At 62.3% G+C, this 16065-nt stretch carries 15 protein-coding genes; 9 read left to right on the top strand and 6 right to left on the bottom strand.

What is annotated here, in order from left to right; translation table 11 throughout:
• Positions 1–2: 2 nt before the first annotated feature.
• From ABIE20_RS20530 to ABIE20_RS20520, 3 genes are read left to right on the top strand one after another with little or no spacing between them, the layout of a single operon-like run.
• Entirely contained in the window at positions 3–776 is a 774-nt protein-coding gene (locus tag ABIE20_RS20530; protein ID WP_429507032.1) for an endonuclease/exonuclease/phosphatase family protein, read from the top strand.
• Positions 773–1984 carry a cardiolipin synthase ClsB gene (gene clsB / locus ABIE20_RS20525; RefSeq protein ID WP_429506939.1) on the top strand — a complete coding sequence of 404 codons (1212 nt, stop codon included), beginning with the start codon at positions 773–775 and terminating at the stop codon, positions 1982–1984. The genes ABIE20_RS20530 and clsB overlap by 4 nt, the downstream gene beginning before the upstream one ends.
• A complete protein-coding gene (locus ABIE20_RS20520) occupies positions 1981–2940 on the top strand; it encodes a lysylphosphatidylglycerol synthase domain-containing protein (RefSeq protein WP_429506938.1) in 960 nt (319 codons plus the stop codon). The genes clsB and ABIE20_RS20520 overlap by 4 nt, the downstream gene beginning before the upstream one ends.
• On the opposite strand, the gene ABIE20_RS20515 is transcribed toward ABIE20_RS20520, so the two are convergent.
• Both ABIE20_RS20515 and ABIE20_RS20510 read right to left on the bottom strand, forming a co-directional pair.
• Positions 2901–4928 carry an ATP-binding protein gene (locus tag ABIE20_RS20515; RefSeq protein ID WP_429506936.1) on the bottom strand — a complete coding sequence of 676 codons (2028 nt, stop codon included), beginning with the start codon at positions 4926–4928 and terminating at the stop codon, positions 2901–2903. The genes ABIE20_RS20520 and ABIE20_RS20515 overlap by 40 nt on opposite strands.
• Before the next feature lie 65 nt (positions 4929–4993).
• Positions 4994–5431: a nucleoside deaminase gene (locus ABIE20_RS20510; RefSeq protein ID WP_429507030.1), complete on the bottom strand. Its 438-nt coding sequence runs from the start codon at positions 5429–5431 to the stop codon at positions 4994–4996.
• 176 nt (positions 5432–5607) lie between these two features.
• Between ABIE20_RS20510 and ABIE20_RS20505 the strand changes: the two genes are divergently transcribed.
• Both ABIE20_RS20505 and ABIE20_RS20500 read left to right on the top strand, forming a co-directional pair.
• Positions 5608–6303 carry a type 1 glutamine amidotransferase domain-containing protein gene (locus ABIE20_RS20505; RefSeq protein WP_429506935.1) on the top strand — a complete coding sequence of 232 codons (696 nt, stop codon included), beginning with the start codon at positions 5608–5610 and terminating at the stop codon, positions 6301–6303.
• Between the two features lie 137 nt (positions 6304–6440).
• Positions 6441–7241 (top strand): CSS-motif domain-containing protein, encoded by an 801-nt coding sequence (locus ABIE20_RS20500; RefSeq protein WP_429506934.1) that lies wholly within the window; start codon positions 6441–6443, stop codon positions 7239–7241.
• Positions 7242–7455: 214 nt separating this feature from the next.
• On the opposite strand, the gene hppD is transcribed toward ABIE20_RS20500, so the two are convergent.
• Positions 7456–8532, bottom strand: coding sequence for a 4-hydroxyphenylpyruvate dioxygenase (hppD, locus tag ABIE20_RS20495; protein ID WP_429506933.1), 1077 nt, complete (start codon positions 8530–8532; stop codon positions 7456–7458).
• Positions 8533–8856: 324 nt separating this feature from the next.
• Between hppD and ABIE20_RS20490 the strand changes: the two genes are divergently transcribed.
• Entirely contained in the window at positions 8857–10428 is a 1572-nt protein-coding gene (locus ABIE20_RS20490; RefSeq protein ID WP_429506932.1) for an EAL domain-containing protein, read from the top strand.
• Positions 10429–10488: 60 nt separating this feature from the next.
• Positions 10489–11376 carry an EamA family transporter RarD gene (gene rarD, locus ABIE20_RS20485; RefSeq protein WP_429506931.1) on the top strand — a complete coding sequence of 296 codons (888 nt, stop codon included), beginning with the start codon at positions 10489–10491 and terminating at the stop codon, positions 11374–11376.
• Here rarD and ABIE20_RS20480 read toward each other — a convergent pair.
• Entirely contained in the window at positions 11339–12910 is a 1572-nt protein-coding gene (locus tag ABIE20_RS20480; RefSeq protein WP_429506930.1) for a TerC family protein, read from the bottom strand. The two genes, rarD and ABIE20_RS20480, sit on opposite strands and share 38 nt — an antisense overlap.
• 287 nt (positions 12911–13197) lie before the next feature.
• Between ABIE20_RS20480 and ABIE20_RS20475 the strand changes: the two genes are divergently transcribed.
• Positions 13198–13785, top strand: a complete 588-nt coding sequence (locus ABIE20_RS20475; RefSeq protein WP_429506929.1) for a LysE family translocator — start codon at positions 13198–13200, stop codon at positions 13783–13785.
• On the opposite strand, the gene ABIE20_RS20470 is transcribed toward ABIE20_RS20475, so the two are convergent.
• Positions 13774–14559 (bottom strand): helix-turn-helix domain-containing protein, encoded by a 786-nt coding sequence (locus ABIE20_RS20470; protein WP_429506927.1) that lies wholly within the window; start codon positions 14557–14559, stop codon positions 13774–13776. The two genes, ABIE20_RS20475 and ABIE20_RS20470, sit on opposite strands and share 12 nt — an antisense overlap.
• Positions 14560–14563: 4 nt before the next feature.
• Positions 14564–15100 (bottom strand): helix-turn-helix domain-containing protein, encoded by a 537-nt coding sequence (locus tag ABIE20_RS20465; RefSeq protein ID WP_429506926.1) that lies wholly within the window; start codon positions 15098–15100, stop codon positions 14564–14566.
• Between the two features lie 162 nt (positions 15101–15262).
• Here ABIE20_RS20465 and ABIE20_RS20460 point away from each other — a divergent pair, with 162 nt between their 5' ends.
• Positions 15263–16045 (top strand): aldolase, encoded by a 783-nt coding sequence (locus ABIE20_RS20460; RefSeq protein ID WP_429506924.1) that lies wholly within the window; start codon positions 15263–15265, stop codon positions 16043–16045.
• Positions 16046–16065 lie beyond the last annotated feature (20 nt).

The following is a 16065-nucleotide window of genomic DNA, read 5'->3' as shown; positions in this document are numbered from 1 at the left end:
AGATGCAATCCACCGCGTCCCTTGCGGCGGCGCCGGCGGTGCACCGCTTGCGGGTGCTCACGGTCAACGCGCACAAGGGTTTCAGCCCCCTGAACCGCCATTACCTACTGCCGGAACTGCGAGAAGCGGTACGCAGCGAGAACGCAGACCTGGTGTTCCTCCAGGAGGTGCTGGGCAGCCACCGTCAGCACGGCCGGCGCCATCGCAACTGGTCGGATGTACCGCAATACGAGTTTCTCGCCGACAGCCTCTGGCCGGTGTTCGCCTACGGCCGCAACGCCGTTTACCCGGAAGGTGAACACGGCAATGCGCTGCTGTCCAAGTACCCGATCGTGCGCCACGACAACTTCGATGTCAGCGTCCATGGCACCGAACAGCGCGGCTTGCTGCACTCGGTACTGGCCTTGCCCGCCGACCGTGAACTGCATACCGTCTGTGTGCACCTGGGCCTGGACGAGCGCCAGCGCCAGCAGCAACTGCGCCTGCTCTGCCAGTTGCTGCACAGCCTGCCGGTTGACGCGCCGGTGATCGTCGCCGGCGACTTCAACGACTGGCGCCAGCGTGCCGATGGCGTGCTGGCCGAGTGTGGCCTGCAGGAAGTCTTCAGCCAGGCCCACGGCCGCCCGGCGCGCAGTTTTCCGGCGCGCTGGCCACTGCTGTGCCTGGACCGCATCTACCTGCGCAATGCTCGCGCGCAGGCGCCCAAGGTCATGGCCCGCAAGCCCTGGACCCACCTTTCCGATCATCTGCCATTGGCCGTGGAGGTGCTGCTGTGAACGGCCAATGGCGACCCGACAACCAGGTGCAACTGCTGATCAACGGCGAGGACTATTTCGCCAGCGCCTTTGCCGCCATCGAGCAAGCGCGCGCAGAGATCCTCCTGGAAACCTTCATCATCTTTGAGGACAAGGTCGGCAAGCAGCTGCAGCAACTGTTGATTGCCGCCGCCAAGCGCGGAGTGAAGGTCGAGATGCTGGTCGACGGCTATGGCACCGCCGACCTCAGCCTTGACTACCTGCGTGAACTCAGTGATGCAGGCGTGCACCTGCAAGCCTTCGACCCCAGCCCGAAACGCCTGGGCATGCGTACCAACCTGTTTCGCCGCCTGCACCGCAAGATCCTGGTGGTCGATGGCGAGGTCGGTTTTGTCGGCGGCATCAACTACTGCGCCGATCACCTGGCTGATTTCGGGCCGATGGCCAAGCAGGACTATGCGGTCCAGGTACGCGGGCCGATCGTCGCCGACCTGCAGCGCGCCACCCTGAAACTGCTCGAACAGCAGAGTGCCCTGAAGCCGGGCAGCCGGCGCTGGTGGCAGCGCCGGGTGCCGATCGCCCCGGACAGCGAACAGGCGCGCATGACCCTGTGCATCCGCGACAACCAGGATCACCCCAATGACATCGAGCAGCACTATCTGCGGGCGCTGAACGCCGCCCGCGAACGTATCACCATCGCCAACGCCTACTTCTTTCCCGGGTACCGCCTGCTGCGCGCGATTCGCAACGCCGCGCGCCGGGGCGTGAAGGTCACCCTGGTACTGCAGGGCATGCCCGACATGCCCTGGGTGCGCTTGTGCTCGCGCTTGCTGTACAACTACCTGATCCGCGACGGCGTGCGTATTTTCGAGTATTGCGAGCGGCCGTTGCACGGCAAAGTGGCGCTGGTCGACCGGCAGTGGTCGACGGTCGGTTCAAGCAACCTCGACCCCTTGAGCCTGGCGTTGAACCTTGAGGCCAACCTGATCATCCGCGACGAGATCTTCAACGCCCGCCTGCATGAACACCTGCAGGAGCTTACTGCCCACCGCTGCAAGCCGGTGAGCCTGCAGCGGGTATTACGCGGCTACTGGTGGCGGGCGCCGCTGATCTTCCTGACCTTTCACTTCATCCGTCATTTTCCGGCCGTGCTCGGCTGGCTGCCGGCCCATGTTCCACGGCTCAAACCGCTGTACGACGCCGATGACCCTCCAGGCAAGCCGACATGAACACACATAAAAAGCACTGGCGCCGTGCCCGCCAGGCGCTGACCCTGGTTTTTTTTATCCTGGTGCCGGTGCTGCTGTTCAGCGTGCTGAAAAACCTCGACTGGCAGGAAGTACGTCAAGCCCTGGCCTCCTATCGCTGGAGCACCCTGGCGATGGCCGCTGGCGTGACCCTGTGCAGCTTTGCCCTGTTCAGCAGCTTCGACCTGCTCGGGCGCCATTACACCGGCCATCACCTGCCGACGCGCCAGGTGCTGCCGCTGGCCTTCGTGTGCTACGCCTTCAACCTCAACCTGAGCGCCTGGGTCGGTGGCATCGCGTTGCGCTACCGCTTGTATACCCGCTTGGGCCTTAAGGTTTCGACCATTACCCGGATACTCAGCCTGGGGCTACTGACCAACTGGGCAGGCTATTTCGCGGTGGCTGGCGGCCTGTTTGTCTGCGGGCTGCCGAAGTTGCCGGCCGGCATGGAGATCGGCAATACCGGCCTGCGCCTGATCGGCGCCGGGTTGCTGCTGGTGGCCCTGGCCTACCTGCTGGCCTGCGCCTTCGCCACGCGCCGCACCTGGCGCTTTCGCAAGCAGCAGATCACCCTCCCGGGCATCCGCCTGGCCGCGCTGCAAGTGCTGATGGGCGCCCTCAACTGGTCGCTGATGGCGCTGGTGGTGTTCACGCTGCTGCCCAAAGGCGCCGACTATCCGACGGTGCTGGCGGTGTTGATGATCAGCAGCATTGCCGGGGTCATCACCCATATCCCGGCCGGGCTGGGGGTATTGGAAACAGTATTCCTGACTCTGCTGCAGGGCACCTACGGCAAGGGTACGCTGCTGGCGGCGCTGATTGGCTATCGGGCGATCTATTTTCTCTTGCCGCTGCTGATTGCCACCCTGACCTACCTGGTGCTGGAACGCCTGGCCAGTCAGCGCAGTACCGGGGAAGGGCCGCAAACCGCCGGTTGAACCGGCTCGAGCATCCCGTGCACCTGATGCACCAGGTCTTCCAGGGCAAAAGGCTTGGTCATCAACGCGAGGCCCGGTTCGAGGACTTCCTGGTCGGTGACTTCCTGCTCGGCGAAACCGGTGATGAACAGCACCTTCTGCTGCGGTTGCAGCATACGCAGTGCATTGGCCAGCTGACGGCCGCTGAAGCCACCTGGCAGGCCGATATCGCTGATCACCAGGTCAACCGTGCCCTGCTGGCGATACTGTTGCAGCGCCCCGTTGGCGTCGCTTGCCTCGAACACCTCGAAGCCCTCTTCCTCCAGCGCTTCCTTGATCAACAGGCGCAAAGTGCTCTCGTCGTCGACCAGCAGAATGCGTTCGCCATTGGCGCGGGCGTAGGTCTTGCGCGCCGAATCACTGGCCTGCGGCGGTGGTATTTCGCCCAGGTAGCGTGGCAGCAGTATCTTGACCCGGGTGCCCTGCCCGGGGCTTGAGTCGATCCATACCCGCCCGCCCGACTGGCGCACGAAACCGTAAACCATCGACAGGCCCAGCCCGGTGCCCTGGCCCACCGGCTTGGTGGTAAAGAACGGGTCAAAGGCGCGGGCAACGAGGTCGGCGTTCATGCCATGGCCATTGTCCTGTACCTGGAGTGAGAAATAATCGCCCGCCTCCAGGCCATCCTCGCCTTCGAAAGCCAGCTCGTGGCGTTCATTGCCGGTGGTAATGCGCAGGCAGCCACCGGCGCCCATGGCATCGCGGGCATTGATGCAGAGGTTGATCAGGGCGTTTTCGAGCTGGTTGGCATCGATCAACACCCACCAGGGGGCGGGTTCGACCTGGACCTGCAGATCGATGTGGGTACCGATGGTCTGCTGGATCAGATGCTCGATGTCCTGTACTAGCTGATTGACGCAGGCAGGCTTGGGGTCGAGGGCCTGGCGCCGGGAAAAGGCCAGCAAACGGTGGGTCAGGGTCGCTGCGCGCTTGGCCGCGCCGCGGGCGGCATCGAGGTAGACATGCAGGTTATCCAGGTGGCCCTGGGCGATACGTCGCTCCAGCAATTCGAGGCTGCCACTGATGCCGGTCAACAGGTTGTTGAAGTCATGGGCCATGCCCCCGGAAAGCTGGCCGATCGCTTCCATCTTCTGGCTTTGGCGCAGCAGCTCTTCGGCATGGCGCAGCGCTTCTTCGCGCTCGCGCTCCTGGGTGATGTCGCTGCCCACGGCAGTAAAACCAAGCTCGGAGGGCACCGCCGCCCAGTTGAACCAGCGGTAGTGCCCATCCTTGTGGCGCAAACGGCTGACGGTGTTTTCGGTGCGCTGGCCGGCGCGCAGGCGCTCGACCACCGAGGCGACCTCCTGATGGTCGTCGGCATGCAGCAGGTCCATGACCGAGGTGTCCAGCACCTCCGCCTCACCCCAGCCCAGCACCTGGCTCCAGGCCGGATTGATCGCATTGATGCGCAAGTCCGGCAGGACCATCAGCATGATGTCGTTGGACAACGCCCAGAGCTGGTTACGGTCGGTGGTACGGGCCTGTACCTGACGCTCGAAGGTGTCGGCCAGGTGACGCCACTGCTGCGCCGATTCGACGCTTGCGGTGGTTTCGATCACCGTGTCGAGAAACCCGGCCACTGCCCCGCGCTCGTCGCGAATGGGGCTGTAGCAAAAGGTGAAGTAGGCCTGCTCCAGGCTGCCATTGCGGTTGATCATCAACGGGAAGTTCTCGATGAAGATCGCCTCGCCCGACAGGGTGCGGAACACCAGCGCGCCGATATTCTCCCAGGCCTCGCTCCAGACTTCGTCAAAGCCGCGCCCGAGCGCCTCGGGTTTGGCCCCGAGGATTGGCTTGAAGGCATCGTTGTAGATGGTCACCAACTGCGGGCCCCAGACCAGGCAGCCGGGAAATTTCGATGCCAGCAGCATGTCCACGGCGATACGCAAGGACGCCGGCCACAGGTGCAAAGGCCCCAGGGCCGTACTGGCCCAATCGTGGTTACGCACCTTTACACTCATTGATCCTGGCATGGGCAAGCTCGGCTGGCGGTTGGGGGTCTGAACATTCGGACCTAGACGCCGATATCTTCGTTCCAGAGCGCGGGGCTGTCCTGGATAAAATCGCGCATCATCTTGATGCAGTTATCATTGTGCAGCACCTGCACCTTGACACCGCGAGCCTCGAGCAATGCCTCTTCGCCCATGAAGGTCTGGTTTTCGCCGACAATCACGTGCTTGATGCCATACAGCAGGATCGCCCCGCTGCACATCGGGCACGGCGACAAGGTGGTGTACAGGGTCGCCTCGGCATAGACCCTGGCCGGCAGGCGGCCGGCGTTTTCCAGGGCGTCCATTTCACCGTGCAGGATCGCGCTGCCCTTTTGCACCCGGCGGTTGTGGCCACGGCCGATGATCTGGTTGTCGTGCACCAGTACCGAACCGATCGGTATGCCGCCTTCGTCGCGGCCCTTGCGGGCCTCATCGATAGCAGCCTGCATGAACGCATCCACGTCTTGGTTCAAAGTGCTCATCGGCGGTTCGACTCCCTGTAGCGATACTGGTTTTCCTCGCAGGCTAGCATACCGCCAGCAGGTAATGGCATCCATGCCAGTCGCTACTATGCTGAACAGGTTTCTCCTCTGCGACCTGGGCAGTCCGGGTCCGTTCCAGTATAGGGAGCGTTGCGATGAGCAAGAAAATACTGGTGGTGCTGACCAATACGGCCAAATACCCGACGCTTAAGCGCGCCACCGGATTGTGGCTGGGCGAGGCGGTGCACTTTGTCGACAAGGTCGAAAAGGCCGGCTACAAGGTCGATTACCTCAGCCCCGGCGGCGGTTACGTGCCGATTGACCCTCACAGCCTGCAGATGGCGGCGGATATCGACTGGCAGTGGTACCAGGACAAGGCGTTCATGAACCGTCTGGGCAAGACCTTGAGCCCCGGTGAAGTCAAGGTCCAGGACTACAGCGCCATCTATTATGCCGGCGGCCATGGGGTGATCTGGGATTTCCCCGACAACAGTGAGCTGCAGGACCTGGCCCGGCGCATCTTCGAGGCCGGTGGCGTGGTGGCGTCGGTGTGTCATGGCGCAGTCGGCCTGCTCAATATCAAGCTCAGCGACAACACCTTGCTGGTCAAGGACCGCGAGGTCACCGGCTTCTCCGATACCGAAGAAAAACTCGCAGAGCTGGACAAGGTGGTGCCCTATCTCACCGAAACCGAGCTCAAGGCCCGCGGTGGCTTGTACCGCAAGGCAGAAGAGCCCTGGCAGGCCTTCGCCATCGCCGACCAGAAGGAAGGACGGCTGATCACTGGTCAGAACCCGGCATCGGGGGGCGCGGTGGCTGACCTGGTCTTGACCGCACTGAAAAAGCACTGAAACGCTTACCCGCATTGGCGATTGTTACTGCACCCAGGGTGAACGCAGCCTACATCCGCCGCTGATTACGCTCTTTATGCTGACGAGCATCACCAGACCAGGAAGGTCGGGTTCCTGCTCAGCATAGAGGTGTAATCATGGCTCCACCCCGTCTTGCCGGCCGCAGCCTGCTCGAGTTTCTGCTAACCCTGCTGATTGGCCTGGCACCAGTGGCCTGCGGGCTGCTGGTGCTAGCCCTGCAGGTCGAGCGCAAACAGGAAGAAACCGCCGAGGTGTCTGTGGTCGAGGCTATCTATGCTATCGACCGGGTCTTCGATGCCATGCACGGCTCCAGCAATGCTGTGCTCGGGTTGGTCGGGCAACCCTGCGAGAAAATCCTCCCGACTCTGCGCCAGGAAACGCTGAGGCAGCCAAGCGTGCGCTCGTTGGTGCTGACCCGGGAAAACCGTGCCTACTGCAGCACCCTGCTCGGCAGCATCGACATGGCAATCGACCCGGGCAGCTACTTCAACCAGCGCCTGCGCCTGGACTCGCGCAACGAGATCACCCCGGACATGCCGGTGCTGCACTACCGCTTGCAGGAATATCCCATTGGCGTCATCGCCATCAGCGATGCGCGCTCCCTGCAAACAGAACTGCAGGGCTTCAAGAACGCCATCTTCCTGGCCCTGCAGTTCGGCAGCGATTTTGTCTGGGCAACCGGCAGTGGCAGCGCCGACCAGGTCCCCAACCATGAAGAAGACAGCCAGCGCATGGTCTCGGAGAAATACGGCTACACCGTACATGCTGGCTACCCCACTGGCCACACCCGCAAGAAACTGAGCCAGGCCATGTCCTCCACCGTACCTTCACTGCTGCTGGTTGGCATCCTCACTTCTGCGGTGGCGTACTGGGGGCTGTTCAGAAATCGGCGCAAAGAGTCACCTCCTGCAGCTTGAACACCAGGATAAAAAAAGGTTCTTCACGGAATCCCGGGGGCTATGATCTTTGGGTTGGGTTGTTGCGGTTACGGCTGCGGGCTTATCCATTTGATGTGGCGCGGCTGCCGGCCCCACACTGAAGGGATAAACTCGCAGCCTCAACATCCCAGTGAAGAACCAAAAAAAGGCCATTGAGCAAACGCCCAATGGCCTTTTTCAGACACCCGCCGGATCAGTCGGTGGTCAGCACACCGCGGCGGACCTGGTCACGTTCGATCGACTCGAACAGGGCCTTGAAGTTGCCTTCACCGAAGCCGTCATCACCCTTGCGCTGGATGAATTCGAAGAACACCGGGCCCATCAGGGTTTCCGAGAAGATCTGCAGCAGCAGGCGCTTGTCACCGGCCTCGGAAGAGCCGTCAAGCAGGATGCCACGGGCCTGCAGTTCACCGACCGGCTCGCCATGACCCGGCAGACGCCCTTCGAGCATCTCGTAGTAGGTGTCTGGCGGCGCGGTCATGAAGCGCATGCCGAGCTTTTTCAGGGCATCCCAGCTCTCGAGCAGGTTGTCGCTGAGGAAGGCCACGTGCTGGATGCCCTCGCCGTTGAACTGCATGAGGAACTCTTCGATCTGCCCGGCGCCTTTGGACGACTCTTCGTTCAGCGGGATGCGGATCATGCCATCGGGCGCGGTCATGGCCTTGGAGGTCAGGCCGGTGTATTCGCCCTTGATGTCGAAGTAACGGATCTCGCGGAAGTTGAACAGCTTCTCGTAGAAGCCGGCCCAGTAGGCCATGCGCCCGCGGTAAACGTTATGGGTCAGGTGATCGATGATCTTCAGGCCCGCACCGACCGGGTGACGATCGACGCCTTCAATGAAGTTGAAGTCGATGTCATAGATCGAACTGCCTTCCTCGAAACGGTCGATCAGGTACAGCGGCGCGCCGCCAATACCCTTAATCGCCGGCAGACGCAGCTCCATCGGCCCGGTTTCGATCTCGACCGGCTGAGCCCCCAGCTCCAGGGCGCGGGCATAGGCTTCGTGGGCGTTACGCACACGGAAGGCCATGCCGCACACCGACGGGCCATGCTCGGCGGCGAAGTACGAGGCGACGCTTTTCGGTTCGTTGTTCAGGATCAGATTGATACCGCCCTGGCGGTACAGGTGCACGTCCTTGGAACGGTGGGTAGCCACCTTGGTGAAACCCATGATCTGGAAGATTGGTTCCAGGGCGCCCGGGGTCGGCGATGCGAACTCGATGAATTCAAAGCCCATCAGGCCCATCGGGTTTTCAAAGATATCAGCCATGCTCGTTTCCTCATCATCAAAGCGGGTAAATAACGGTCGTTAATTGCTATCGATGTCGAGCAGGCGTGGTGGCGCGCAAGAGATGCCCCTCACACTTCTGGCGAGGTAGTCACCATAAATCAGCTTGAACCCATGACACTTCATATGGACCCATTCTCGGCGGGTTGATTCCCCGAAAGTGGAGAACCTTATTATTGTATGCGTAACGGGATTCTACAGTGCGTAAAACGTTTTGTCCGCACTTTAGTTGACGCCCGACCGGCGACGAACGGCTATCCTAGGCACACAGCCGTTTTCATTCCCCGCTTGTACAGGTTAGCCGCCATGCCGCTCACGGTAAAACGCCCCGGACGCTGGACCCTGCGTGCCCTGCTGCCCTGGGCGGTTGGCGCCGTGCCGGTGCTGTGCGGCCTGCTGATCATGCACCTGCAGGCCCAGCGCGAGCTGGAGGCCCGCAGCCAGGCCACGGCGCAGCAGGTGGTGGCCCAGGTAGAGCTGATCCTCGACAACATTTCTGGCGCGGCCAGGTCGTTGCTGCCCTTGGCCGGAATGCCGTGCATGGAAGAGAAACTGGCCTTGCGCGACCAGGTCACCCGCCGCTCGTTCGTACGCTCGACCAACCTGGTGTACCGCAACGAGCTGTATTGCAGCTCGCTGTTCGGCCCCTACAGCGAACCGGTCAATGCCAGCGACTATGTCGACGGCAAGCTCTGGCTGATGAACGGTAACTCGGTGACTCCTGGCCACCCATTGCTGGTGTATCGGGTCTATGAAGGCGAGCGCGGCGCCATCACTACCGTCGATGGCGACCACCTGCTGACCGCCCTGCGCCTGATCGGCCCGCACACCCAGTTGCTGCTACAGGTGGGCCGTTACTGGATGGGCAAGGACGGCGTGGTGCATGAAGGGATCGCCCCCGCCGCTGAGGTCGCGCCAGTGCGCCTGACCTCCAGCCACTACCCGTTCTCGATCCACAGCGGTTATGCGCCAGGCAAGGTCGGCCAGGTAATGCGCGATGAATACCCTGCCCTGTTCGGCCTGCTGGTGTTTCTCGGGGTGATTGCCGGTACCGTATGCCGCTGGATGCTGCGCCGTGCCAGCTCACCACGGGCCGAGCTGCAGCGGGCCATGGAAGCCAACGAGTTCTTGCCGTACTTCCAGCCGGTGGTGCGCAAGGGCGACTACCGCTGGGCCGGCGCCGAAGTGCTGATGCGCTGGCAACACCCGCGCGAAGGCCTGGTGCGCCCCGACCTGTTCATTCCCTACGCCGAGCACAGCGGCCAGATCGTGCCGATGACGCGCATGCTCATGCGCCGTACTGCCGAGTTGCTGGCGCCACATGCCGCGCTGATGGACGAGGGTTTTCATGTCGGCATCAACATCACCGCCGATCACTGCCAGGACCTGGCCCTGTACGACGACTGCCGGGACTTTCTCGCCGCCTTCCCTCCCGGTCGTGTGCTGCTCACTCTTGAATTGACCGAACGCAAGCTCATCGCCCCCAGCGAAGTCACCCAGACGCTGTTCGCCAAACTCCACGAGCTGGGGGTGATGATCGCCATCGACGACTTCGGCACCGGCCAGTCCAGCCTCAGCTACTTGCGCCAGTTCAAGGTCGATTACCTGAAGATCGACCAGAGCTTCGTCGCCCTGATCGGTGTCGATGCGCTGTCGCTGCACATTCTCGACAGCATCATCGAACTGTCGGCCAAGCTTGAGCTGGGCATCGTCGCCGAAGGCGTCGAGAACGAAACCCAGCGCGATTACCTGGCGCGGCACAATGTCGACTTCCAGCAGGGTTACCTGTTTGCCCGGCCGATGCCGATCGAGGGGTTTGTCGCGGCCCTGGAGGCCCAGACCGACACCGCGCCGCAGATCGCGCAGGTTGCCGTTTAGGCCTGCGCCCTGAGATCATGGCGGGTTACCCGCTCTTTTTCTTCTGCAACCGAGGCATTTGTGTCAAAAGGCATCATTACATCGGTCACGGCGTCGTTCCTGTTTGCCGTGATGTATTACTACACCTCGCTGCTCACCCCGCTCGATGGCGAGGAGGTGTTCGGCTGGCGCATGCTTCTGACCCTGCCCTGCGTTACCCTGTTCATGCTGTTTACCCGCGACTGGCCGCTGGTTACCGGCTTGCTTGCGCGGATACGGCGCACACCGTTGCTGTTGCTCGGCCTGCTGGGCACTTCATCGCTGATGGGCGTGCAGCTGTGGCTGTTCCTCTGGGCGCCGCTGCACGGGCGCAGCCTGGAAGTGTCGCTGGGCTATTTCCTCTTGCCGCTGACCATGGTTCTGACCGGGCGCCTGGTGTATGGCGAACGCCTGTCGCGGCTGCAGAAAGTGGCGGTAGCCTGCGCGATCACCGGCGTCGGCCACGAGCTCTACCAGCACGGCAGCTTTGCCTGGGAAACCTTGCTGGTAGCCGGTGGCTATCCCCTGTACTTCGTGCTGCGGCGCAAATGCGCGACCGATCACCTCGGCGGTTTGTGGGCCGACATGTGCCTGTTGCTGCCGGCAGCACTGTACTTCGTCATCCGGGGGCCGCTGTCGGCCCAGGACCTGGTCGAGCATCCAGGGCTGTACGGCCTGATCCCGCTGCTTGGGGTGATCAGCGCCCTGGCGCTGATCTGCTACGTGCTCGCCAGCCGCCTGCTGGCCTTCAGCCTGTTCGGCCTGCTCAGTTATGTCGAGCCGGTGCTGCTGGTGGCCGTGGCCCTGCTACTGGGCGAGACCATCGGCCCCGACCAGTGGCTGACCTACCTGCCGATCTGGCTGGCAGTGCTGGTGCTGATCGCCGAAGGCGTCAGGCACCTGCTGCGTCAGCGGCGGCGTTCGGTGTAAGGCGCACCTGGCGTACACGGCGTTCCTCCACCGCAACCACCGTCATCTTCCAGTTGTTCCACACCAGGCTGTCACCGACCATCGGCAAACGGTCGAGCAGGCTCATGACCAGGCCGGCGAGGGTCTGGTAGTCCTCGGTGGGCTTGGCGGCAAAACCGGTGCGCGCCTGGATCTGGCTCAGGTTCAGGGCGCCGCTGACGACAAAGCCCTGGTCATCCTCGACGATGCCCGGCCCTTCCACTTCACTGGCGTCGGGCAATTCACCGGCAATGGATTCGAGAATGTCGGTCATGGTCAGCACCCCGGTGAAATCACCGAACTCGTTGACCACGAAAGCGATGTGCGTCGACTGGCTGCGCATCTGTTCCAGGGCGTTGAGGATGCTGAAACTCTCCAGCAGGTTCAACGGCGCCCGGGCCAGGCTTTCCAGGTCCGGCTGATTGCCGGCCAGCAGTTCCTTGAGCAGTTCCTTCTTGTGCACGAAGCCCAGCGGTTCTTCGATACGCCCGTCACGAATCAGCGGCAGGCGCGAATAGGACGAATGCATCAGCGCGGTACGAATTGCCTCGGCTGGTTGGGCCAGGTCGATGGCATCGACCTCGGCGCGTACCGTCATCACCGTCTTGATCGGACGCTCGGCCAGGTTCAGCACGCCGCTGATCATCACCCGCTCGCGACGGTCGAACAACACCTGTTCTTCACCGCCTTCGACCAGGTCGGCAATCTCCTCGCCGACATCATCGGCCTCGACCCGGCGCCCGCCCAGCAGGCGCAGGACCGCGTGGGCGGTGCGTTCGCGCAGCGGCCGGTGTTGCTGCAGGCTGCGCTTGCGGCGGGCCCGGGCCAGCTGGTTGAACAGCTCGATCAGAATCGAGAAACCGATGGCGGCGTACAGGTAGCCTTTCGGAATATGGAAACCCAGGCCTTCGGCAGTCAGACTGAAGCCGATCATCATCAAGAAACCCAGGCACAGCATGATCACTGTCGGGTGATTGTTGACGAAGCGGGTCAACGGCTTGCTGGCAACGATCATGATGCCGATGGAGAAGATCACCGCGATCATCATGATCGACAGTTCCTCAACCATGCCCACGGCGGTGATCACCGCGTCGAGGGAGAACACCGCATCAAGCACCACAATCTGCGCGACGATCGGCCAGAACGCGGCGTGACGCACGCTGCCGGTGTTTTGTGCAACGTGGCCTTCGAGACGCTCGTGCAGTTCCATGGTGGCCTTGAACAGCAGGAACACACCACCGAAGAGCATGATCAGGTCGCGGCCGGAGAAGCTCTTGCCAAACACCTCGAACAGCGGCGCGGTAAGGGTCACCATCCAGGAAATACTGGCCAGCAGGCCCAGGCGCATGATCAGCGCCAGCGACAGGCCGATCACCCGCGCGCGGTCGCGCTGATGGGGCGGCAGTTTGTCGGCGAGGATGGCGATGAATACCAGGTTGTCGATACCCAGTACCAGTTCCAGCACAATCAGCGTGGCAAGGCCCAGCCAGGCCGTGGGGTCGGCTAGCCATTCCATGGGCGATTACTCATGTGCGAGAACGGGCGGGGAACGTCGCAAGGACGGGAGAATGGCCGGGACGGCCGGGTACTGGGAGGCTCCGAGAACGAAGTCATATCAACCTGAAATCAATTGGGGATGTGATCCTACAATTTCAGCAGGCTTTTCTCACAGCATGAAACTATTTCAAATTCTGTATACGGCGGGGCAAGCCCGCACTTGTCGATTGGGTAATTTTCTTCAATACCCGCCGGTTTAGCGCCCCGTAGGCTGTAACGGTCTCCCCTTGTTCTGGATAAGATCCCATGAGCCTGATGCTATCAATGGCTGCCTTCGCGCTGGCCGCTTCCATCTCTCCCGGCCCGGTCAATATCATCGCCCTGGGCGCTGGCGCCCGCCACGGCCTGCGTGCCAGCCTGCGGCATGTCACCGGGGCCACGCTGGGTTTTACCCTGTTGCTGGTGCTGATCGGCCTGGGCCTGCACCAACTGCTGCGCTACTGGCCGTCTCTGACAACGGTACTGCACTGGGCTGGGGTGCTGTTTTTGCTGTACATGGCCTGGAAACTGGCTTGCGACAATGGCCAACTCGGTTCAGCCAGCCAGCAGGCAGCACCTTCGATGCTCGCCGGCGCCACCCTCCAGTGGCTCAACCCGAAAGCCTGGCTGGCCTGTGTTGCCGGGATTGGCGCCTATGTCGGCGATGGCGAAATCCGGCAGCTATGGCAGTTCAGTACGATCTATTTTGTCATCTGCTATCTGTCGATCGCCACCTGGGCCTGGGCTGGCAGCGTGATCAGCCAGTACCTGGACAACCCACAGCGCATACGCCTGTTCAACCGCAGCCTGGCACTGCTGCTGTTGGCCAGCGCCCTGTACCTGCTACTGGGCTGACCGGTAATGCCCCGGCGTCGCCGCCAGGTGGCGCTTGAAGGCACGTTGCAAATGCGCCTGATCGGCAAAGCCGGCCTCTACGGCCACCTCGGCGATCTGCCGCCCGCGCCGCAACTGGGCGCGAGCATACTGCACACGCTGGTCGAGCAGGTAGCCATGAGGTGTCAGGCCAAACTGCTGCTTGAACGCCCGGATCAGATAAGACGTGGACAGCCCCGCAGCCTGGCTGATGTGCTCAAGGCGCAAGGGCTCGGTGCAATGGCTGCGAATGAACGCCGCAGCCGCCAAAAGTCGCTGGTCACCTTCGCTCGCCGATTGTTCACTCGCCCCCAGGTGCTGGCCCAATCCGCGGAAAAACCCCCGCAAGGCTGCCTCTTTGGCGGTGGCCGGAGGTTGTTCTTCCAGCAGCACGTCGAACAACTGGCGCAGCTCGCCGAACAACGCCACCGACGTACTGCTGATCGCCGTTGGCGGCGAGAACCCGAGGCCCTGCAACCAGGACCAGTCGACGTACAGCATCAGGTACGACCAGGGCTCGCCGGCGATGGGATTGCAGGTGTGCACCACCCCGGGGTTCATCAACACAACGGTGCCCGCAGCCACCTGCTGCTGGCTGTCACCGCTGATGTAGGTACTGCGCCCCGCGGTAATGGCGCCAATCGAGAAACTCTCGTGCGAATGCGCCGCGTAACAGACCTTGCGGCCATCGGCGACACTGCGCGCTTCAATGAAGGGCAATGCCGGGTCACGCCAGAATCGGGAGTTTCCACGCATTGGATCAGCCCTCGGCGTCGTGCACCACTACCAGCAACTGCGCTTGCAGCTCACCCAGTGAACGCAGGCGGTGCGGGGTCTGGGCGTTGAAATACAGGGCATCGCCGCGCTCGAGGATCACTCGCTCATTCATGAAGTCGACCTCGACCTGGCCCTCATGGACGAACAGAAACTCCTCGCCCAGGTGCTCCTTGAACGCGGCATCGCTGAACTGCGCTGGCGGGCTGATGATAAATGGCAACAGGCTGCGACTGCCGATCTGCTTGGCCAGCACCGAATAGCCCGAGCCCTGCCCCGACACCGCCTGGCGCTCACTGCTGCGCACCAGGCTGTAACGGGCCTGGCCGGGCTGGTCTTCGGCAAACAGCTCCTCGACATTGACGTTCAAGGCGCGCGCCAGCTTCAACGCTGCAGCGATGGAGGGCGTGTTCAGACCGCGCTCGACCTTGGACAGGTAACTCTTGGTCATGCCAGACATTTCAGCCAGCGCTTCCAGGGTGATACCCAGTTTTTTTCTCAACAGTTTCAATCGGATAGACATGTGACGCGGTTTTCCCAATGCCATGGGCAAGTATTTGCTTGCTAATGACACTTTGTGTCATGTAGCCTTTATTGTGTCATGCAGATAACCACCCCGTCACCTTCCAAGCAACCGGGGTGGGCAAGCGCCGTGACAACCCATCACGCCACCGAGGATAGCCCCATGGCCAAGACAATGGCACTCCCCAAGGACCAACTGATCCAGCAGGCCCTTAAGCAGATGCAAGGCTCGCTTGCCGATAATACGTGGACTGTGCGCGAAAAGCTGGCACTGACCTGCCGGATTCTGTTCGACAACGGCCACGACTCCGGCCTGGCCGGGCAGATCAGCGCCCGCGGCCCGCAACCAGGCACCTTCTACACCCAGCAACTGGGCCTGGGTTTCGACGAAATCACCGCCAGCAACCTGCTGCTGGTCAACGAAGACCTGGAAGTGCTCGAAGGCCAGGGCATGCCCAACCCGGCCAACCGCTTCCACAGCTGGGTCTACCGCGCCCGCCCGGATGTGCACTGCATCATTCACACCCACCCGACCCACGTGGCCGCCCTGTCGATGCTGGAAGTGCCGCTCCAGGTGTCGCACATGGACCTCTGCCCGCTGTACGACGATTGCGCGTTCCTCGAAGCCTGGCCCGGCGTGCCGGTGGGCAACGAAGAAGGCGAGATCATCAGCGCCGCGCTTGGCGACAAGCGCGCCATCCTGCTGTCGCACCACGGCCAGTTGTCGACCGGTGCCAGCGTCGAGGAAGCCTGCGTGATTGCCCAGTTGATCGAACGCGCCGCCAAGCTGCAACTGCTGGCCATGGCCGCTGGCAGCATCAAGCCGATCGCCCCTGAACTGGGCCGTGAAGCCCATGACTGGATCTCCCGGCCCAAACGCCACAGCGCCGCCTTCAACTACTATGCGCGCCAGTGCCTGAGGGTGCATGGCGACTGCCTGAACTGAGCCGAGCCTGTCACTTACCT

Source organism: Pseudomonas sp. 2835 (assembly GCF_050435905.1).
In the GTDB taxonomy this organism is placed as follows: Bacteria; Pseudomonadota; Gammaproteobacteria; order Pseudomonadales; family Pseudomonadaceae; genus Aquipseudomonas.
The sequence above is the reverse complement of the archived record's forward strand: the minus strand, read 5'-3'. Positions and strand labels throughout refer to the sequence as shown.